A 20,810-nucleotide genomic window follows, 5' to 3' on the forward strand; every position below is an offset into this window, starting at 1 on the left:
TCTTACGTCAATGCAGGTATATAGTTATTTAGTCTTAATATACCGATTAAGTATTGATAAAATAGTTTTGATTCCGAAAATATAGATGAGTGCTTTATTTCTACAACAACTGCTTTCCGATCGAGTTGTTCTATTTGTGCTTCAAACATTTTTTGTCGCATTGTAGGTTGTTCTTCATTATATGGGATGCCTTCTCGGCAAATATAGATAGGCATGAACTTACTTTCACCAACTGGTTTGAGAGCTACAGCTAATGAGATCACCTTTTTATCTTCTTTTGTAGATGTTAGTATAAAGGCTTGATGAAAGCGTTCCTGATTTGTTTTGATAATTTCGAGTAACTCGTAAACATCACCATAGCCTTCTCCTAATTCTATAAATTGTTGTGGCATAATAATTGCACATCCTTTCCAATACTCATAGTATCATGCTGCGGGAGGTCAAGCACATGAAATTTGCATTAAGCTTTTTTTCTATTTTAGCACTAATTATTACAGGAACGATATTTTTCCAGTATCATGCTTATTCATCTGATTTAGAAACAGGCATAGGGGATTTTCATTACTCTCAAGAAATAGAGATTGTCTATCGTGAAAATAGCTTAGATATTCGCCAGCATTTTAAAAATTTACCAAATCAAAAGGTGAAAATTAAATGGCCAGAAAAAGCGACAAATCCTAGTTGTTTTATCGAGAGCGAAAATAGCTGTGATCGTTTATCAGATGAGGTCTCTTATTTTGCCAAAGGGGAAACGAAATCACAATCTGTGTCATACATAATTCCAATTGAGGGCGGCTTAAAAAATAAGATGCTCCTTCAAAATGTTTTTGCTACACTAATAAATGGTGAAGCATCGTATTCAATTGTTCATATTTCTACAGATAGTAAAGTGAATGGACAGTGGATTACAGGTTTACCTTTAGTAGGGCAACAACAACTGTCTCTTGTGAATTACACAATGTTTAAAGGAAACGGTACCGTTCAAGATCTTTATTGGCAAGCAGGTAAACTTAAAGTACAAGAGCAAACACCGATTTTATCTATCTATGCACAGCAGTCAATTCCTAATGATTTCCTAAAATCATTAGAAAGCTTGCAGTTTTTGAATGATGAGCATATTGCTATTATTCAAGAAAAAAGTCCGGTAACAGCTCATGATGAAAGATTGTTATTTTTACCAACACTTACTGCACAAGCCGTTGAGCAGGAAGTGATTTTATCACAAATCAAATCACAATTTAAATTTGTAGATTCTCCAGAATGGTTGCCTGAAGTTGTGGCATCCTATTTAGTAAACGATTCAATTGGTGGAGACAAAACAAAGAAAATGGTTAAGACATTAAATGACTATATGACAGATAGTCAACAGCAAGCTTGGCAGGAAAAGCTGAAAAACCTTGGGGAAGAACCGCTTTCGCCTGATACATTGGACAAGTATTTATCACAAGCGTTAGATGCGAAAACATCTTATTTTACATTAAACGCAGCTCAGAAAGATGGAACATATCCGCTCTTATTTGAGGATGCTCGTGATGTGTATGTGGATGATGTATTAAAAGAAGACGTTCATGTTATTCTATATGAGGGTCAAGTGTTGTATACGGCAGATACGTTATTGCCTTATCTTGGCTATTCGGCTGAGGAAGGGAAGAATGGCTATTACGTAAATAGCGAGCATCGCACATTCCGATTCCCGAAAGAGCCTGGTTTCTATGTATTTAATCAGCGGAGATATGCAACAATTTCAGAGCCAATTATTAAAATTGCTGATCATTATTATGTGGAAGAAGCTTGGTTGCAACGTTTATTCCTAGTTGAACTACAAAAGAAGGACGAGCGAATTCAAGTATTAACACAAGAACAACAATAACTTTTGCAGCGGAGGGTCATCCTTTCGCTGCAAAAATACTTTATATGGATGAAAGTACGGTGATATGCTGTTATGAGAGTTGTAGCAGGAGAGCGCAAAGGAATGCCGCTAAAAGCAATAGCTGGAAATACGACAAGACCTACAACGGACAAAGTGAAGGAATCGATTTTTAATATTATAGGTCCGTTTTTTGATGGAGGAATCGCGCTTGACCTGTTTGCAGGAAGCGGTGGCTTGGGCATTGAATCACTAAGTCGTGGGGCAGAGCAAGCAATCTTTATTGAAAAAGATGCAAAAGCATTCCAAGTGCTACAAGAAAATATAAAAAAATGTCGTTATGAAGAAGATACAGAGCTTTTTCGTATTGATGCAAAGCGTGCTGTGAAAGCGCTGTTAAAACGTGATCTTACGTTTAAATATGTCTTTTTAGATCCACCTTACCATCAACAGGAATACTATGATTTAGTTCAGATTCTTGTGGACAATGATAAAGTTCAACGAGATGGTATTATATTATGTGAACATGCGAAAGAGGTACAATTGCCTCGAAATTTTGGTGAGTTTGTGTTAACAAGACAAGAATCATATGGCGGAACAATTATTTCTGTTTATCGCTGTACAGAGGAAGAGGGAGAATAAGTTGTCTGAGAAAATTGCTGTAGTTCCAGGAAGTTTTGACCCTGTCACATTCGGCCATCTTGATATTATCAAACGTGCGGCAGATGTGTTTGACATCGTATATGTAGCAGTATTAAACAATTCAGCAAAGAATCCGTTGTTTTCTGTAGAGGAACGCATGGCCTTAATGGCTGAAGTAACAAAAGCATTACCGAATGTCCGTATAGAAAGCTCTTCAGGTCTTTTAATAGACTATGCTAAAGAAAAAAAGGCGAAGGCCATTGTACGTGGTTTACGAGCTGTTTCAGACTTTGAATATGAAATGCAAATTACCTCTATGAACCGTTTTCTAGATGAAACAATTGAAACATTTTTCATTATGACGAAAAACCAATATTCATTCCTAAGTTCCAGTATAGTAAAAGAGGTTGCGAAATACGGTAGCGATGTTAGTGAGCTAGTTCCTACTTGTGTCGTAAAGGCTTTACAAGATAAATATGATTTTGCGCAATAATTATGCAGAGGATGTCAAAGCAAAGTGACATCCTCTTTTTGGTACATAGAGCGATCATTATTTCAGAAAAAATAGAGCATAAATAGTCGGAACAATGATTATGCTAAGGAGGCGGAATTTGATATAGGGTCTGACAGAAAGTTTTGCTGATTTTGCGATAACGAAGATTTGTAAGTGAATACTAATACTTTGCATCGTTAATAAAATGACAACTAGTAAGGTGATATGTGGAAGATCTGGGAAGGCTGTAACGGTCATTTTAAGACCATTCGTCACCTCAAGAATAGCTGCAAGAGAAAGTTCAATCGTATAGGGAAGTTTAGGGATTAGTTGATCTAGCCCCTGTTGGACAATGGTCTGAATGGTTGTGAAAAAGATGATGGTTGTACCAACTAACAGAATTGTTGGAGCTGTTTCTTTAATACTTTCTGAAAATGGTGCACTATACAGTGGTGTGTTGTGTACGGAAATAGTGGGTGGGTCAGTTTTGCGAAATAAGTAGTAGCCAATTACTAAGCAACAAATATTAAACGTATGTAGTAAACATAAAAACAACCATCCAAACGTATTACTGTGTAGTAAATCAAGACTTACAAAACCTAAAACGAACAGTGGACTTGGTGCATGACAAACAGCTAGTAGAAAATTTGCCTCTTTGGGGTGTAATTGACCACTATTTTTTAAATAAACAATGGTTGTTGCCCCTGTTGGATAGCCTCCAAGTGCGCTAATAATGTAGGCTTGTACGTATAATGAGGCCCTTTTCGTTTTAGTACGCATAGGGGCAGTTAAACGCAGAAGCCATTGTGTTAATACTAGATACGGCAATAAATACGGAAAAAGTGCTTCCATGAAAAGGTTAACGCCTAAATCAGTACCACTATGAGCGGTTTGTGGGAATAACAAGAGTAAGAGAATTAGAATTACGCAGAGCACTATTTGAATTGTAGCAAACATGTTATCAACTCGTTTCAACTTTTTGTCATTCACATAGGCAAATGCTAAAATCAATATATGTGAGAAAGGCAAAAACATGAACGTATGGTTTTGCAAGCGTCCTAGGAGGTGTTTTCAAGTGAAGAAAAAAATTGGTATTTATGCAGTGTTAATAGTCGTGATTTGTTTTATGATGTTATACCGACTAGACGCGTATATTATGAAACCTGGAAGTGCATATGATGTCAGTAAATTCGTGACGGTAGATAGCAAAGAGGCTGATAGTGTGGGGTCTTTAAGCTTAATGACTGTCGCGATGCAGCAAGCCACCCCATTTTCGTATTTGTGGGCTAAAGTTCAAAAATATCAAAAGCTAATGGATATTGAACAAGTACGCAATCCTTTAGAGGATGATGAGGAATATAATATTCGACAGTTAAAATTAATGTCTGATTCCCAATTTAATGCGAAATATGTAGCTTTCCAAAGAGCAGGATTAGAGACTAAAGTTCATTTTAACGGTGTATTTATATTAAATGTGTTAGATGGAGGAGCGTCTGATGGCATTTTAAAAGCTGGGGATGAAATTATCGAGGTTGACGGTCAAAAAATAACTAGTCAGCAAATGCTTGTTGACCTTTTAAAACCTAAACAGCTTGGAGATAAGGTAACAATACAATTTATACGTAATGAAGAGCAAAAACAGGAGACGATTACCTTACAGGAGATTCCGAATACACAGGAACATAGAGCAGGGTTAGGTATTTCTTATACGGAAAGTAAATCGATTGAAACAATGCCAAAAGTGACGATGAAAACAGAGGATATTGGAGGGCCCTCTGCTGGCTTGATGTTTACACTTGAAATATTGGACCAGCTTCTTGATGAAGATTTAACAAAGGGTTATGCTATTGCTGGTACGGGTGAAATGTTAGTAGATGGATCGGTTGGTAGAATTGGCGGGATTGATTATAAGGTCATTGCCGCTGATCGGGACGACATGGAAATCTTCTTCGCGCCCGATGATGAAATTTCTCAAGAAATGAAAGCGAAATACCCAGAGCTAGAATCTAACTATTCGACGGCTGTTAAAACGGCCAAAGAGATCAAAACTAAAATGAAAATCGTTCCGGTGAAAACGGTTGACGATGCCATTAGCTATTTAAAGCAACTACAGCCGAAATAATAGAGCGAAAAAGGGATGCTAGAATTTTACTAGCATCCCTTTTGATAGCCATTAACAACGGATAGGGGGTGTTTGATAATCTTTGGGAAGAGTCCAATCCTTTGTGCCTTGTTCGATACTTAAATTGTATAGCTCTGCTGCATGTATATCTATTGCTAACATTGCATCATTGGTAGCTGCCACTCGGCTAATTAAAGGTAATTGGATATCCTTTTTTTGCTTACCTAAATAAGCTTGCCCCACCGAGCTCATACCTAATAGCCGAATATAAGAGGGTGCTTCGAAACTTTGAAGCTGCTCTTTTGTAAACCCCGTGTATATATGTGTTATCATGCGTTGAAGGCGGGTCCATGTATAACGTTTAGATTTAATTTTTTCCATAAAGCTATTGAAGGAGGAGCTAGTTTTGGCTGCTTTCACAATAGCATTTTCAATTCCCTCTGTTACTTCTGCATAACGAGTCAGTTCTGAAGGCGTGTGTCTGATGATGGTAAACTGTAATAACGGCCAAAATGCTTCCCAGCTTGCAAATTGACTATACTGTTTATGCCAGTCTGTTAAATAACTATAAGTAGTCTCAGGAACAACATTTTGCACACTCTGTAAAGAATTTGTAGACGCAAGTGCTTTACGTATACCAGTGGCACTTGCAATCGATGTGTCTTCCTTTAATGCATCATGGTATCCTGCAGCTACGCGAGAAATAGTTAGTGGTTTGATGTGACTGTTAAGTGATTTCGCTGCTTCAAGATAATGAAAGCCTAGTATATTATTTGGCTGTGCGAGATCAATGTATGGAGCAGGGAACTTCTGAGAAAGCTGTTCATAGGCATAATGTAGGCTTTTCGGATAGCTTGCACCTGTTTTAAGGCTGTTTTTAATAAGCATGTCATATTCTGCACGGTTGTGGTCTATCAACTCATATGTGTTTAAAAAGGGTTGAATCGAGCCTTCTTCACTTCCGAAGGCAAATGAGTCACAGCCAACGGCGCTTAATAAGGAAATGGCACCTTTTGCGAAATCTGTGGCTGGTGCTGTACTATAGACGTAGGGCAGCTCAATAACAATATCTACACCACCAGCAAGCGCCATTTTAGTACGTGTCCATTTATCTACCATGGCTGGCTCTCCACGTTGTAAAAATGTGCCGCTCATAACAGCGATAACAAGTTCCGCCTGTGCTACTTTTTTAGCCTGTTTTAAATGATAAGCATGTCCGTTGTGAAAAGGATTATATTCAACGACAATTCCAACTGCTTGCATGCTTTTCCCCCTTATAATTTGTGTCATTATTTGAAACTGTTAGGAGCAAATACACTTCTCATAGTATTTAATTATAAGTGGGTTTTTAAGTGGTGACAAGAAATTATCTTGACATCTATTTTTACACATTATATAATCAACATTGTTGTCTCGAGGTGATTAAACGAATGAAATGGTCAATTCATCAATTATCTAAATACCGCCAAAACGGGATGCCAATCGATGCCTTTGTCCAGCTGGACGAAGTGATGGAGCGAAACCAGGATATTCGAGCAATTTCGCCCGTTCATGTAAAAGGGCTATGTACTTTTGGTGCATCGCAAATGACATGTCAGTTAACTGTGACAGCAACGTTAACACTGCCATGTGCTCGCACGTGGGAGGATGTTGAGTTTCCAATTGAAGTCGAAACAGTTGAAATTTTTAGCTGGATTGATGAAGATAAACGAGGAGACGATGACGGAGACATTCACTATATAGAAGGTGAAGTCATCGACATGAAACCAATTCTCGAGGAATTAGTATTGCTTGAGGTACCAATGCAAGTGTTCAAGGAAGATTCTGAAGGACAAGTGCAGGGCGGTAAAAACTGGTCTTATGCAACAGATGAAGACGTAAAGCTACACAAAAAAGCTGACGAACAAAAAGTGGATCCAAGACTAGCTTCTTTAGCTAAGTATTTTGATCAAACAGACGAATAGACGATCTGTAAGGAGGTGCCATCAATGGCTGTACCATTTAGAAGAACTTCTAAAACTGCAAAAAGAAAGCGTCGTACGCATTTCAAATTATCTGTACCTGGTATGGTAGCTTGCCCTAACTGTGGTGAGGCAAAATTATCACACCGTGTTTGCAAAGCTTGCGGACAATACAAAGGTAAAGAAGTAGTAAGCAAATAATACAGTGTTTGCTCACTTAAAAGGCTAGTAGAGAGACCATGGCTCTTTACTAGCCTTTTTGTTAGCTTAAAAAGACGGAATATTTCGTTGATTATAAAGTTCTTTACAATAGTAAAATAATTGTGTGATACAATTTATTCACAGGAATAAAGGGGGTAACAGTATGTCTTACACAATTGATAATCATGATGGCGTTATGACATTTACCATTAACCGTGAAGAGAAGCGGAATGCTGTCAATGATGAGGTTATGAATGGTCTTCAAGAAGTCATTACATATATTCGTCAGCATGAAGATGTGCGTTTTTTGGTAGTGACAGGTGCAGGCGATAAATCATTTTGCTCAGGAGGGGATTTATCTGAGTTTCATTCACTGGAAACAGAGGATGAGGCATTTGGTATGTTAAGTAAGATGGGGAAAATATTATACGATCTTGCTACGTTACCTGTGCCCACTATAGCGCTTATAAATGGTACTGCTGTTGGCGGCGGCTGTGAAATTGCAACAGCTTGTGATTTCCGTTTAGTGGCAAGTCACGCGAAATGTGGCTTTATTCAAGGTACATTAGCCATTACAAGTGGATGGGGTGGCGGTACATATTTATTTGAACGAGGTTTACGCCATGATCGCGCGATGAAGATGCTAGTAGATGCAAAGCCGTATCCTGCACAACTACTATATGAAATTGGATGGGCGATGCGTGTATTTGAAGGCTCAAAAGAAGAGGCTTTAAATGATTTTATTGAACATATGCGAAAAATTCATCCTGCTGTTCATAAAGCCTATAAGGAAATTGAACTTCGGAAGTGGCGTGAACGCAATATGTATGAGCGTGTGATGGAGGAAGTTCGTACTTGCGCGAAGCTGTGGGAAAGTGAAGCGCATCACCAAGCAGTTAATAATTTCTTGACCAAGAAGAATAATAAGTAATGTATAAAGGCAGTGATGAGAGGGAAACATCATCACTGTCTTTTTTCATGCAATGATTCTATTTTGCCCACTTGTGCATATAGTAGTAAAAAATGCGAGGGTGATAGATTATGGAATTGAAAAAAAGAAAAGATCAATGGACAAAGGAAGACGATGAAAGACTAGCAGAAATTGTGTTGCATAATGTGCAAAATGGCAAAACACAGCTAGAAGCCTTTGAAATGGCGGCTGTAGAATTGGGTCGTACAAAGCAAGCTTGTGGCTTCCGCTGGAATAAAACATTGCGTGGTCAATATAGTCAGTCACTATTAGCTGTTCGAAATCAGCCCCAACAATCTATGCGAAGTCACTTGAAATTGGCATTGACAAGTTTTGACGAATTAACGGAGGCTTATCAAACGCTTGAGATGAAGCATCGTGAATTGCAAAATGAGCATGATAAGTTAGTGAAATGGCTACAACAGGGCTACTCATTGATGAAAGATTAAAGTTCTAAGTATGATGACTACATTATTTTTCTTTCCTGGCGATAAAACCCTTTCAGTGTATCGTCAACAATCGGTCTATCCTGTATAATAAAAGAACCTGCATAGAAGGTGCCTTAGAAGTAATCTGAGGCACCTTATTCTTATAGTTTTATTTTGGTTTAGCAATTGTTTTTTTGTGCCGAAAACATTCAAACGAAGGAGGGGTGGAGAAGATGGACGTAGCGGTAATTGGTGCAGGAGCGGTAGGTCAACTAACAGCGAGCTTTTTAGCGGAATCGGGTATGTCAGTAACGTTGGTTGCAAGGAGGCAGGAACAGGTCAATGAGCTAAATACAAAGCAGTTAACACGTATCAATGTTGATGGTACCAAAACTGTGCAAAATGTTGTTTCTACTACAGATTTGGCCACTCTACCACCACAAGATTTACTTGTGATTGCTGTTAAATATGGTCATTTGCAAAAGCTCTACAAACAATTTGCTGCATTATCGAGTGATATGCCATTGCTTTTTATGCAAAACGGCTTAGCGCATTTCGAGGAGGCACTCACCTTGCCACAAAAAAATATTGCCTTTTGTTCAATTTCTTTTGGTGCTCAAATGATGGGGCAAGCAACAGTTCAACATAGAGGAGTGGGACACTGTAAACTTGCGGTAGAAAGAGGGGATCAACGGATCTTTCAAAAGCTATTACAATTACAAAATTCTTTGTTTCCTGTTGAGCTGGTTCGTAATGCTGAGCAAATGCTTTTTGAAAAAGCAGTGCTAAATAGCTTAATTAATCCATTATCAGCTGTATTGCAAGTGAAGAACGGTGAGTTGGTAACGAATCAACAGGCGTTTTTACTTATGGAAACTATTTATAAAGAGCTTACAGAAGCTTTTCAAGCTATTGAACAGACTATACCTTTTACTGATGTGGTAGACTTATGTAGGAAAACGGCCAAGAATACATCATCTATGCTTACAGATCGTCTACAGGGTCGAAAAAGTGAAATTGAAACAATTGTTGGTGTCATTCTAAACAAAGCTTTAGCTAACGGTCATAATTTACCTACTTTGCGTACTTTATATCACCAAGTACTTGCAATAGAGGAGAGCGGTGAACGAAGTTGAAAGACTTTTTACATATACTGATTAGTATCATCATTTTTTGTCCAATTGTTCTTTTTGTCATTGTTTATCTTGTTGGCAGAAAGGTTAAAATTCGCGGCACACATGCTTTTGGAGCAGCATCTGATGTGACGACATTGTGCTTGTTTTTTTCTGTTCCATTAGCTATTGGGGTGCTGTGGCGCGTGAATGTAGGAGCACTTTTAGTCATGCTTGCGATAATGATGGCTATGATTTTTACATATATTGATTGGAGAACTAAAAAGGAAATAGAAGTAAAGCCGTTACTAAAGAAAATTTGGCGTTTTTTATTTTTAATACTTAGTACAGCCTATGTAGTGATCTGGATAGTGGGGGTTATTCAATCCATTGTAGAATATTTACAGGTTGTCTAAGCATTTTCTTTTCATGTTGAAGCTATAAGCGTTAAAATAATAGCATCAAAATTAGTTATAAAAAAATCATTCTTTATGAATGGGAATATTGATTAAATTCATAGATCTTAGTGCTATAAGCATAGTTTAGTCATCTTGTGCTGTTGCTAGCTTATGTAATGATGAAAGATGGGCTAAAAACATTTAAGACATCATGTGCATAGTATGAATGGAATTAATTTCTCATTATGGAGTAAGAAAATGATTTAGTGAGTAGAGGAGTTTATGTTAAATGAAACTGGAGTCTATCCAAGTACCTATAAAAAATCATGTGCTAGCAGATTACTGGTCGCCAAATACCGCCATTCATCAATTTTTTGAGTATGAGTATAATGATCAAGCTTTTGAGGAAAGAGCGAAGCATTTAGCACAACATGCTCGAGACCAAAAAGAATTAACAGCCATCATTCGTCAATTTATGGAGCCGCTTGGGCTTTCTAACAAGGCGAATGAACATTTAGAACAACTAGAGCAAGGAGCTATGGTGGTAGTCGGTGGACAACAAGCAGGTATCTTAACTGGCCCTCTTTACTCCGTTCATAAAGCTATTTCAGTGATAGCATTAGCGAAAGAGCAAAGTGCTAAGCTTCAACAGCCTGTCATTCCTGTTTTTTGGATAGCTGGAGAGGATCACGACTTAGAAGAGATTAATCACACTTATACAGTACATGGAGAATTACTAAAAAAGCGTGCGTATAGTGAGCGCTCTAGACGTAAAACGATGGCTTCTGCAACAGTTCTAAATAAAGAGTTGATGACGCAATTGATTAATACAATTGTTCGGGATATTGGTGAGACAGAGTATACGGAAGCGTTGATGAAGCAACTAGTAGACGCGCTGAACGAAAGTGAAACATTTACAGACTTCTTTGCCTGTTTGATGAATCAACTATTCAAAGAGGAAGGCCTGCTGTTAATTGATGCAGCCAACTTCCAATTCCGTCAATTTGAAAGCAAATATTTTGCGCAAATCATCCACTACAATGAAGAAATTGCTAGAATAGTAACGGAACAGGAAGAGGAACTGGAGCGTGCTGGCTATGGTAAGCCTATTTTGGCGACATATGAAGCGGCCAATTTATTTTATGTAGAGGATGGAGAACGTCATCTTTTAGAAAGAAAAAATGAGCTATTTGTTAATTTAGCGGCAAATCTCAAATTTACACAGGATGAGCTGTTGGCAATTGCTGACAAGCATCCTGAACGTTTAAGTAATAATGTAGTGACTCGTCCGTTAATGCAGGAGATGACACTGCCTGTGTTGGCATTTGTTGGTGGCCCAGGTGAATTGGCTTATTGGGCAACACTGAAAAATGCATTTTCAGCATTAGATTTACAAATGCCGATTTTTGCGCCTCGTCTTCATATCACAATTGTTACACGTCACGCAGAGCAATTATTACGTGAGCATCAACTAACTGTGACGGATGTATGGGAAGGCAAAGCATTGCAGTTAAAAGAACGTTTTATTGCAGACGTGCAGGACAGTGAAGCAAAACGACAAATTCAAGCTATGCAGCAGATAGTAACAGAAAAATATGAGGAGCTAGCTTCCTATTTAGAAAAACAGCATTTGCATTTAGAAAAGATCCTTGTGAAAAACCAAGAAAATCATGAGAAGCAATTTGATTATCTACAGCAAAAAATTGAACAAACTGTACTAAGCAAGCATGAAGCGACGATTCGTAAATTTATGACGCTGCAACATGAATTGTATCCAAATGATGGTTTCCAAGAGAGAACCTATAATCCATACCAATATATCAATGAGTTTGGACCTATGCTAATTACCGAAATGCTGAAACAAAATTACAGCATTGGTAAGCACCACTATTTACTCTATTTATAAATAATGAAATAAGTTCTTTTTACCTAATTATTTGTTTACCTCCATATGGATTTGGTGAATAATGTCGAGAAAAATAGTATATAAAGAGCTATCCTACTAAGGGTAGCTCTTTTCTTATGTCCTTTAGCATATATCAAAAAAAATCCTAAAGGCCAAATTGCATATTAAGTGATAAAATGTCAAGTTTTTTTTAAAAAAAGTGGAGGAAAGTGGGGGGATGTGGTACATTATTTAATAAAGTGGGGTGAGTAGTATGTTCATGGGAGAATATCAACACTCCGTTGATGCAAAAGGGCGAATAATCGTACCGGCAAAATTTCGTGAAGCTTTAGGCGAAACGTTTGTTGTCACAAGAGGTCTCGATAACTGTCTATTTGGCTATCCTATGAATGAATGGCGAAAACTCGAAGAAAAATTAAAAGGTTTACCAATGACCAAAAAAGATACCCGAGCATTTGCAAGGTTTTTCTTTTCTGGAGCAACAGAGGTAGAAATAGACAAGCAAGGGCGTATCAATATCCCAACTACTCTCATGCAACATGCACATCTTGTAAAAGAGTGTGTGGTGTTAGGGGTTTCAAATCGAATTGAGATTTGGGCAAAAGATGCTTGGGAAGCTTACTTTAGTGAGTCTGAACAATCTTTTAATGAAATTGCAGAAAATATGATTGGCTTTGATTTTTAACTTTTATAGGTATTACAACGCGATAGTTGTATGAGGTTAAGGCCTGAAAGGAGCGTGTGGTATGTTCGATCATACAACCGTGTTATTAAAAGAAACTGTTGATGGGTTGAACATCGATCCTGATGGTGTATATGTGGACTGTACGCTAGGTGGTGCAGGTCACAGTGAATATTTAGTACAACAATTATCAGATAAAGGTCGTTTGATTTGCTTTGACCAAGATACGACGGCCATTGAAAATGCGAAAATTCGATTAGCGCCCTATATTGAGCGTGTTACATTTATTCATTCGAATTTCCGTTATTTAAAAGAGGAACTAGTAGCTCATGGTTTCGAGCAGGTTGATGGCATTTTGTATGACTTAGGCGTATCTTCTCCACAATTAGATACACCTGAACGAGGCTTTAGCTATCACCATGATGCACCACTTGATATGCGTATGGATCAAACAGCAACGCTGACAGCATTTGATGTTGTCAATCATTGGGCATATGAAGATCTCGTTCGGATATTTTTCCGTTATGGGGAAGAAAAGTTTTCAAAGCAAGTGGCTCGTAAAATCGAAGAAGCTCGTAAAGTAGCTCCAATTGAAACAACTGGTCACCTTGTAGAATTAATTAAAGAGGGTATTCCAGCAGCGGCACGCCGAAAAGGTGGACATCCAGCAAAGCGCATTTTCCAAGCAATACGAATTGCTGTCAATGATGAGCTAGGCGCAGCAGAGGATTCATTAGTCGATGCGATTGATATGATTAACGTAGGGGGGCGCATTAGTGTCATTACGTTCCATTCATTGGAGGACCGCCTATGTAAGACAATCTTTAAGGAAGCGTCATCATTACCGGAATTACCACCAAACTTACCTGTAATTCCTGATGACATGAAGCCAACTTTAAAGCTGATTACACGAAAGCCAATTATTCCTTCTGATGAAGAATTGGCAGTCAATAATCGTGCACGTTCAGCGAAGCTTAGAGTGGTGGAGAAAATTAACGACAAAGGGCGTGAGTAAATGGCAGCAGTTCGTGTAAGGCAACAGCACCAACATCAACAAGTGCAACAACCGATAACACCACCTAGTCCACAACCCACTATCATACGTCGTAAAAAACCGAACCAGAAGTTTGAAAAGACAATGCTACTTGCTTTAGTTGGCATTATTATAGTTTTAGGAGTAATAGTGTTAAATAAACAAGCAGCTATTCAAACAACAAGTATAGACATTCAAAACATTGAATCAGAAGCAGAAGAGATTGCGAAACAGAATGTTGACTTGACGGTTCGTGTGAGTGAACTTTCTACATACGAAAACATATGGAAAAAAGCGAAAGAACTCGGTTTAACTCAAAATGAGAAAAATGTAAAGGTAGTGCCGGGAGAATGAAAAAAAAGAGATTTCGATTCCAATGGGGAGCCTTTCTATTATTAATTTTTTATGGAGGGCTCTTTTTTCTATTATTTACAAGAATGGTGACGATTCAGGCGACAGGGGAAGTAGAAGGACAAGAGCTTGCAGCGAGAGCCGCAGCGAAGTATGGTAAAGAAAGTGTACTTACAGCAAATCGTGGGAAGATTTATGATCAAAATGGGCAAGTAATTGCGGAAGATACATTAAGTTACCGCATAATTGCCATTGTAAGCGAAAAGGCTACGACAGATCCTAAGAAACCAAGACATGTAGTAGATTCTGAAAAAACGGCCGAGGTTTTGGCTAAGTATATTCCAGCAATGAAGGACAATGAAGAAGAGATTGTTAAAAAACTGAACAATCGATATAGAAGTGATGGCGAGCCTTTATACCAAGTTGAGTTTGGCAGCGCTGGACGAGGCATTAGTCACGAAGTCATGAGTAAAATAAAGGATGAAAAATTACCAGGAATCCTATTTGTCAGTGACTTAAAACGTTATTATCCAAATGGTGTATTTGCCTCCCATTTAATAGGCTATGCACTGAAAAAGGATAATGAAGATGGAACAGTTACAACAAAGGGAGAAATGGGCCTAGAGTATACGTACGATAAAGAGCTAACAGGCGTCAATGGCAAGATTAAATATGAGACGGATGCATTCCATTACTTACTCCCAAATAGCGAGAAAATGGTGACACCTGCCAAAAACGGGAATGACATTTATTTAACGCTCGATAAAACAATCCAAAGCTTTTTAGAGGAAGCAATGACAAAGGTTGAACAGGAATATAATCCTGAATCTATGACAGCGGTCGTAGCAGATCCGAAAACAGGGAAAATTTTAGCGATGTCTCAGCGTCCTACGTTCAACCCTGAAACACGTGAAAGTCAAAATATGAAGTGGTTGAATGAGGTGATTGAGGAGACAATCGAGCCTGGATCAACGATGAAAACATTCACGCTTGCTTCAGCTATTGATACAGGAAAATGGACACCGAATGAATGGTTTATGTCAGGATCATATACAGTATTTGACCGTACGATTCGAGATCACAATAGATATGGTTGGGGACCGATTACTTATTTAGAAGGGTTCCAACGATCTGCCAATACGGGTATGGCCCATTTATTAACGAAGATTGGTGATGATGTCTTTATTGAATATCTGGACCGCTTTGGTTTTGGTCATAAAACAGGTATTGATTTACCGAATGAAGCGGCAGGTACTATTTTATCGAAGTATCCTATTCAACGAGTGACAACAACTTACGGCCAAGGTTCTACAGTAACGCCTATTCAGTTAATCCAAGCGATGACAGCAATTGCGAATGATGGAAAAATGATGCAGCCGTATGTTATTGATCGTATTGTCGACTCATCAACTGGAAAAGTTATTCAAAAGCACGAGCCCGTGGAAAAAGGACAACCAATTAAAGCTGATACAGCGAAACAAGTACGAGAAATCCTTGCTTCAACGTTAACCTCAGAAAAAGGTACGGCGAAGGATTTTATACTGGAGGATTATGAGGTTGCTGGGAAAACGGGTACTGCCCAAATTCCAAAAGCTAGTGGTGGATATCTTTCAAACCAATACCTCTATTCATTCTTAGGCTTGGCTCCTGTAGACGATCCACAGTTAATTGTCTATGTCTCAGTGAAAAAACCTAAGTTGAGCAACGAGCTTGGATCTGTACCAGTGTCAAAAGTATTTAACCCAGTTATGTTAAATAGCTTAAAGCATCTTAACATCAATCCAGATGATGTACAGCATGTCAATAAAGTTAGTATACAAGATTATACAGGTCAAAGTGCTGAAGCCGTGGAGGTAGAATTAGCGAATGATGGTTTACAGCCAATCATTGTTGGCGCTGGTGGTAAAATTATTGAACAATATCCAACGAACACTCAAAAACTTGTAAAAGGTAGTTTTATATTTTTAAAGACAGATGGCGAAATAACATTGCCAGACTTTACGAATTGGTCATTACGCAATTTACTTGTTTTTAAATCCATGACAGGGCTAGAGATGGAAATTTTCGGTGAAGGCTTTGTAGCGAGTCAAAGTGTATCCGCAGGAACTATCATCACTGATAGTTCACCGATTGTTGTCAAGCTCAAAACACCTGCAGAAAGCTTTGTGCAAGATGTTGAAGCCCCCGCTGAGGGTGAAGTTGAAGAAATAGAGGATGAATAATACTGAATAGAAGTCCACTTTATTTCATACGTTGTAAAAAACAAGGTGTGATGTCGAATGAAGTGGATTTCTATCCATTCTAAAAAGCGTTTACGTATTTTATATGTGTTGTTTATGTGTGTGGCTGTGGCAATTATTGTAAGACTGCTCTTTTTGCAAGTATTAGATCAAAAAGAACTGACAACGAAGGCAGAGGAGAATTGGGACCGAGAAATCCCATTTGCAAATGAACGTGGGCATATTACAGATCGAGATGGTGAAAGCATCGTAACCAATAAGCTAGCTCCAACCTTGTATTTCATGCCTTCACAAAGTAAGGATATTGAAGGGGCTGCAGAAAAAATTGCGCAAGTTCTGGAAGTAGACAAAGAGAAGCTACTAGAGAAAATGCAGAAAAAAGCCTATTTAGTGAAGTTAGCGCCGGAAGGGAAAAATATACCCTATGAAAAAGCGGTGGAATTACAAGGTATGCAAATTGAAGGATTATACAGTGGTGTGGACTATTCTAGGGATTATCCTTACGGCACACTCTTATCTCGATTTTTAGGCTTTACTGGCTATGATGCTCAAGGCTTAGCTGGGATTGAATATGAATATGATAAATTATTGCAGGCTAATTCTTCTGCGATTCGCCTCTTTACAGATGCAAAAGGTAATAATTTACCAAATGTTTCGAGTGCATGGAAAGCGGGAGAGGATGGTGCAACGATTGAGTTAACCATCGATGTCGATGTCCAGCAGGTTGTTGAGCGTGAATTGTCACAAGCTATGAAGCGCTATGAAGCTGACCAAGCATTGGCTATTGCTATGAATCCAAATAATGGTGAAATTTTGGCATTAGCCTCCTATCCGACTTTCCATCCAGCTGAATATCAATTAGTAGAGCCTGCGATTTATAATCGAAATTTACCTGTATGGATGACATACGAGCCTGGTTCAACTTTTAAAATTATTACCTTGAGTGCAGCCTTGGAAGAAAATTTAGTGGATTTAGAACATGATACTTTTTATGACCCAGGCTATACAATGGTTGCTGGTGCAAGGCTTCGCTGTTGGAAGCGTGAGGGGCATGGGCATGAAACATTTTTAGAGGTAGTTGAAAACTCCTGTAACCCAGGTTTTATAGAATTAGGACAGCGGTTAGGTAATGAGCGGTTGTTGCAATATATTAAAGATTTTGGTTTTGGTCAAAAGACAGGATCTAATATTGCTGGTGAAGCTTCAGGGATTTTATTTTCTAAGGAAGCCTTTGGACCTGTTGAGCAGGCCACCACTTCATTTGGGCAAGGGGTAGCCGTGACACCTATTCAACAAGTGCAGGCAGTAGCTGCTGCAATCAATGGAGGCAAGCTCTATACGCCATATGTTGTGAAAAAGGTATTTAATCCGAATACAGGGGAAGTTATACAAGAGACGGAGCCAGTTGTTAAAAATCAGGTGATTCGTGAGGAGACATCTGCCAAAGTACGAGGCGCATTAGAATCGGTAGTGGCGAATGGTTCAGGTCGACAAGCCTTTCGTGATGGCTTACGAATTGGCGGTAAAACAGGAACCGCACAAAAGGTTGAAAATGGTCGTTATAAAAGTGGAGAATATATCGTATCATTTATAGGCTTTGCGCCTGCAGACAATCCGCAAATTGTCGTCTATGTAGCTGTTGACAATCCGAAAAAGACAACACAGTTTGGCGGTGTTGTAGCAGCACCGATTGTTGGGCAAATTATTGAGGATGTTGCACCTTTTGTAGGTATTGAAAAATCGAAGGAACAGCTTGAAAAGGATTATCGTTATGGTGATCCAATTACTGTGAAGGTACCGAATTTTATTGGTCAAACAAAAGATGATATTGCCAAGCAATTTTATCCATTCCGCATAGAATGGCATGGGGAAGGGACCAAAATTGGTAACCAATTACCTGAAGTGGATAGTGTTATCAAACAAGATGGTACCATTCATTTATATTTGGAGAACTAAAATAACTTTACCTTTAAAAAATGGGAAAGAACCACTATTATTATGAAGGGTAGTAATAAATAAATGAAAGTTTATGCTTTTTTCTTAAAGAAGAAAGTGAAACAAGATTTAAAGGAGATTTTTCAATGAAACTCGCAACAACACTTACCATTTTAGCTCTTGCTTTTATAGTAACAGTTATCCTGGCACCAATTAGTATTCCACTTCTTCGTCGTCTAAAGTTTGGGCAAAGTATTCGTGAAGAGGGACCAAAATCACATATGAAAAAAGCTGGTACACCAACAATGGGAGGAATCATTTTTTTAATATCTATCGTCCTTACAACTGTTGGTGTAGGTAGCTTTTTAGATTTATTAACGACACAAACCGTAGTACTTTTATTAGTATTAGCAGGGTTTGGTTTAATAGGTTTATTGGATGATGGTTTAAAAGTTGTATTTAAAAGAAATTTAGGTTTAACTTCTCTTCAGAAGTTGATTGGTCAAATTGTTATTGCTATTCTTGCTTATTTCCTGCTGTATGTAGGATCATTTGATACAACGCTCGCTATTCCGTTTACTGAGTGGACAATAGATCTTGGGGTATTCTATGTAGCCTTTTTAATTTTCTGGCTAGTAGGCTTCTCCAATGCCGTAAATTTGACGGATGGTTTAGACGGGCTAGTGGCAGGCACTGCTTCAATTGCCTTTGCAGCATTTGGCGTTATTGCGCTCTTCCAAAATCAAGCGGATATTGCACTATTTACATTTGCTGTAACAGGTGCTTTATTAGGATTTTTATTATTTAATGCCAATCCTGCCAAGGTATTTATGGGAGATACGGGTTCGTTAGCATTAGGTGGGGCATTAGCGATGGTATCTGTGCTAGTAAAGGAAGAATTCTTGCTTTTGCTAGTTGGTTTAGTGTTTGTTATCGAAACATTATCCGTTATTTTACAGGTAGGTAGCTTTAAGCTTCGCAAAAAGCGTATTTTTAAAATGAGTCCTATCCACCATCACTTTGAATTATCAGGTTGGTCAGAATGGAAAGTCGTGCTTGTCTTCTGGTCAACTGCTCTAGCAGTAGCATTGATTGCAGTCTTATCGGAGGCGTTCTAATGAAAAACTATACAGATTTACAACATAAAAAAGTACTTGTGTTAGGTCTAGCAAAGAGTGGTGTAGCCGCTGCTGAAATTTTACATGAGCTTGGCGCCTTTGTAACCGTCAATGATTCCAAACCATTTGATGAAAGTCCAGATGCACAAGGTTTATTACAAAAGGGGATTACAGTGATTTGTGGTCGTCATCCTGAAGATTTACTAGATGAAGGCTTTGAATTAGTAGTCAAAAATCCTGGGATACCATATAGCAATCGAATTGTGGCTGATGCCCTTCGTCGTGAAATACCTGTCTGGACAGAGATTGAGCTTGCTTATTTAATTAGCGATGCGCCATTTATTGGTATAACAGGATCAAATGGCAAAACCACAACGACAACTTTAATTTTTGATATGTTAAATAGTGGGAGTAAAAATCCTCTAATTGCGGGGAATATTGGGACAGTAGCCTGTGGTGTCGCAAAAGAAGCTAATAAAGATGACATCATTGTAACTGAATTGTCTTCATTCCAATTGATGGGAATAAAAACGTTTAAGCCAAAAATCGCTATTTTAACAAATCTTTATGATGCACATCTTGATTATCATGGGACATTTGACAATTATGCTGGAGCAAAGTTTGGTGTGACACGTAATCAAGATGATAGTGATTATTTTATTTATAATGCGGATCAACCGATTGTTGTTGGATATGCAGCACAATCGAATGCTCAAAAAGTTCCATTCAGTTCAAAGGGACGTACTACAAGCGGCATTAGTGCAGATGAGACAACGATTTATTGGCAAGGTGAGCCATATATGGAGCGTGCTCATATCGCCCTGCCTGGCAAGCATAATTTAGAAAACATCCTAGCAGCCGTTGCAGCTTGTATTTTAGTTGGCTGTGACAAGGCGAAGATGGAAGAGGTGTTAGCGACTTTTGGTGGCGTTCGTCACCGTACACAATTCGTTCGCGAATGGAATGGTCGAAAGATTTACAATGATTCTAAGGCAACCAACTGCTTAGCAACAAAGAGTGCTTTAGATGCTTTCCAAGCACCTATTATTTTACTCGCAGGTGGCTTAGATCGTGGACATTCTTTTGAAGAACTTCGCCCTTGTATGCAGCATGTAAAAGGTGTTGTTGCATTTGGAGAAACAGGCTTACGCTTTGTAGAATTTGCAAAGTCGTGTGGTGTCCAACAGACAGTCATTGCCCAAAATGTAGAAGACGCTGTACACTATGCAGCACCGATGTCGGCAGAGGGAGATATTATCTTACTATCTCCAGCATGTGCAAGCTGGGATCAATATGACAGCTTTGAAATACGCGGAGATGTTTTTATTGATGCTGTAATGAAGCTGTAATG

21 protein-coding genes are annotated in these 20,810 nt (G+C 38.5%); 18 read left to right on the plus strand and 3 right to left on the minus strand.

The genetic code is table 11. The features are described from left to right. Positions 1–2 precede the first annotated feature (2 nt). Entirely contained in the window at positions 3–392 is a 390-nt protein-coding gene (locus NV349_RS04465) for a DUF7147 family protein (protein ID WP_036125301.1), read from the minus strand. 56 nt (positions 393–448) lie between these two features. On the opposite strand from NV349_RS04465, the gene NV349_RS04470 reads away from it, so the two are divergent. The 3 genes from NV349_RS04470 (at position 449) to coaD (ending at position 3,002) form a co-directional block, all read left to right on the plus strand. Then, positions 449–1,870: a hypothetical protein gene (locus NV349_RS04470; protein ID WP_036125299.1), complete on the plus strand. Its 1,422-nt coding sequence runs from the start codon at positions 449–451 to the stop codon at positions 1,868–1,870. A gap of 72 nt (positions 1,871–1,942) precedes the next feature. Then, positions 1,943–2,509, plus strand: a complete 567-nt coding sequence (rsmD, locus tag NV349_RS04475) for a 16S rRNA (guanine(966)-N(2))-methyltransferase RsmD (protein ID WP_271912480.1) — start codon at positions 1,943–1,945, stop codon at positions 2,507–2,509. A 1-nt stretch (position 2,510) separates the two neighbouring features. Further along, on the plus strand, positions 2,511–3,002 hold the full coding sequence (gene coaD, locus NV349_RS04480; RefSeq protein WP_036125293.1) for a pantetheine-phosphate adenylyltransferase: 492 nt from the start codon (positions 2,511–2,513) through the stop codon (positions 3,000–3,002). A gap of 57 nt (positions 3,003–3,059) precedes the next feature. On the opposite strand, the gene NV349_RS04485 is transcribed toward coaD, so the two are convergent. After that, positions 3,060–3,959, minus strand: a complete 900-nt coding sequence (locus NV349_RS04485) for a hypothetical protein (RefSeq protein WP_230593889.1) — start codon at positions 3,957–3,959, stop codon at positions 3,060–3,062. Between the two features lie 118 nt (positions 3,960–4,077). Here NV349_RS04485 and NV349_RS04490 point away from each other — a divergent pair, with 118 nt between their 5' ends. Further along, complete coding sequence (locus tag NV349_RS04490) at positions 4,078–5,124, plus strand: SepM family pheromone-processing serine protease (RefSeq protein ID WP_036125288.1); 1,047 nt, start codon at positions 4,078–4,080, stop codon at positions 5,122–5,124. A gap of 51 nt (positions 5,125–5,175) precedes the next feature. Here the strand turns inward: NV349_RS04490 and NV349_RS04495 are convergent, their stop codons facing one another. Then, a complete protein-coding gene (locus tag NV349_RS04495; protein ID WP_036125284.1) occupies positions 5,176–6,387 on the minus strand; it encodes a nucleotidyltransferase in 1,212 nt (403 codons plus the stop codon). A gap of 167 nt (positions 6,388–6,554) precedes the next feature. Between NV349_RS04495 and NV349_RS04500 the strand changes: the two genes are divergently transcribed. From NV349_RS04500 to murD, 14 genes are all read left to right on the plus strand, one after another. After that, positions 6,555–7,088, plus strand: coding sequence for a YceD family protein (locus NV349_RS04500; protein WP_036125282.1), 534 nt, complete (start codon positions 6,555–6,557; stop codon positions 7,086–7,088). Positions 7,089–7,112: 24 nt separating this feature from the next. Further along, positions 7,113–7,286, plus strand: a complete 174-nt coding sequence (gene rpmF / locus NV349_RS04505; protein ID WP_010858320.1) for a 50S ribosomal protein L32 — start codon at positions 7,113–7,115, stop codon at positions 7,284–7,286. A 163-nt stretch (positions 7,287–7,449) separates the two neighbouring features. Continuing rightward, entirely contained in the window at positions 7,450–8,217 is a 768-nt protein-coding gene (locus NV349_RS04510) for an enoyl-CoA hydratase/isomerase family protein (protein ID WP_036125279.1), read from the plus strand. A 110-nt stretch (positions 8,218–8,327) separates the two neighbouring features. Next, positions 8,328–8,705, plus strand: coding sequence for a transcriptional regulator (locus NV349_RS04515; protein ID WP_036125273.1), 378 nt, complete (start codon positions 8,328–8,330; stop codon positions 8,703–8,705). Between the two features lie 212 nt (positions 8,706–8,917). Further along, complete coding sequence (locus tag NV349_RS04520; protein WP_089931935.1) at positions 8,918–9,820, plus strand: ketopantoate reductase family protein; 903 nt, start codon at positions 8,918–8,920, stop codon at positions 9,818–9,820. Further along, the gene (locus NV349_RS04525; protein WP_036125267.1) at positions 9,817–10,212 is read left to right on the plus strand and encodes a DUF3397 domain-containing protein; all 396 of its coding nucleotides are present in this window, start codon (positions 9,817–9,819) and stop codon (positions 10,210–10,212) included. The genes NV349_RS04520 and NV349_RS04525 overlap by 4 nt, the downstream gene beginning before the upstream one ends. A 271-nt stretch (positions 10,213–10,483) precedes the next feature. After that, complete coding sequence (gene bshC, locus NV349_RS04530) at positions 10,484–12,100, plus strand: bacillithiol biosynthesis cysteine-adding enzyme BshC (protein WP_036125265.1); 1,617 nt, start codon at positions 10,484–10,486, stop codon at positions 12,098–12,100. Between the two features lie 253 nt (positions 12,101–12,353). Next, positions 12,354–12,785, plus strand: coding sequence for a division/cell wall cluster transcriptional repressor MraZ (gene mraZ / locus NV349_RS04535; RefSeq protein WP_036125263.1), 432 nt, complete (start codon positions 12,354–12,356; stop codon positions 12,783–12,785). A 61-nt stretch (positions 12,786–12,846) separates the two neighbouring features. Then, positions 12,847–13,797, plus strand: a complete 951-nt coding sequence (rsmH, locus tag NV349_RS04540; RefSeq protein WP_036125261.1) for a 16S rRNA (cytosine(1402)-N(4))-methyltransferase RsmH — start codon at positions 12,847–12,849, stop codon at positions 13,795–13,797. Beyond that, a complete protein-coding gene (ftsL2, locus tag NV349_RS04545; RefSeq protein WP_036125259.1) occupies positions 13,798–14,169 on the plus strand; it encodes a cell division protein FtsL in 372 nt (123 codons plus the stop codon). Then, entirely contained in the window at positions 14,166–16,388 is a 2,223-nt protein-coding gene (locus NV349_RS04550; RefSeq protein ID WP_051891697.1) for a penicillin-binding protein, read from the plus strand. Before ftsL2 ends, NV349_RS04550 begins: the two co-directional genes overlap by 4 nt. 57 nt (positions 16,389–16,445) lie before the next feature. Continuing rightward, entirely contained in the window at positions 16,446–18,362 is a 1,917-nt protein-coding gene (locus NV349_RS04555) for a stage V sporulation protein D (RefSeq protein ID WP_036125256.1), read from the plus strand. A 125-nt stretch (positions 18,363–18,487) separates the two neighbouring features. After that, positions 18,488–19,459 (plus strand): phospho-N-acetylmuramoyl-pentapeptide-transferase, encoded by a 972-nt coding sequence (mraY, locus tag NV349_RS04560; protein WP_036125252.1) that lies wholly within the window; start codon positions 18,488–18,490, stop codon positions 19,457–19,459. Then, entirely contained in the window at positions 19,459–20,808 is a 1,350-nt protein-coding gene (gene murD / locus NV349_RS04565; RefSeq protein ID WP_036125250.1) for a UDP-N-acetylmuramoyl-L-alanine--D-glutamate ligase, read from the plus strand. The genes mraY and murD overlap by 1 nt, the downstream gene beginning before the upstream one ends. Positions 20,809–20,810 lie beyond the last annotated feature (2 nt).

The sequence above is a fragment of the Lysinibacillus sp. OF-1 genome (assembly GCF_028356935.1).
Lineage (GTDB): Bacteria > Bacillota > Bacilli > Bacillales_A > Planococcaceae > Lysinibacillus > Lysinibacillus fusiformis_D.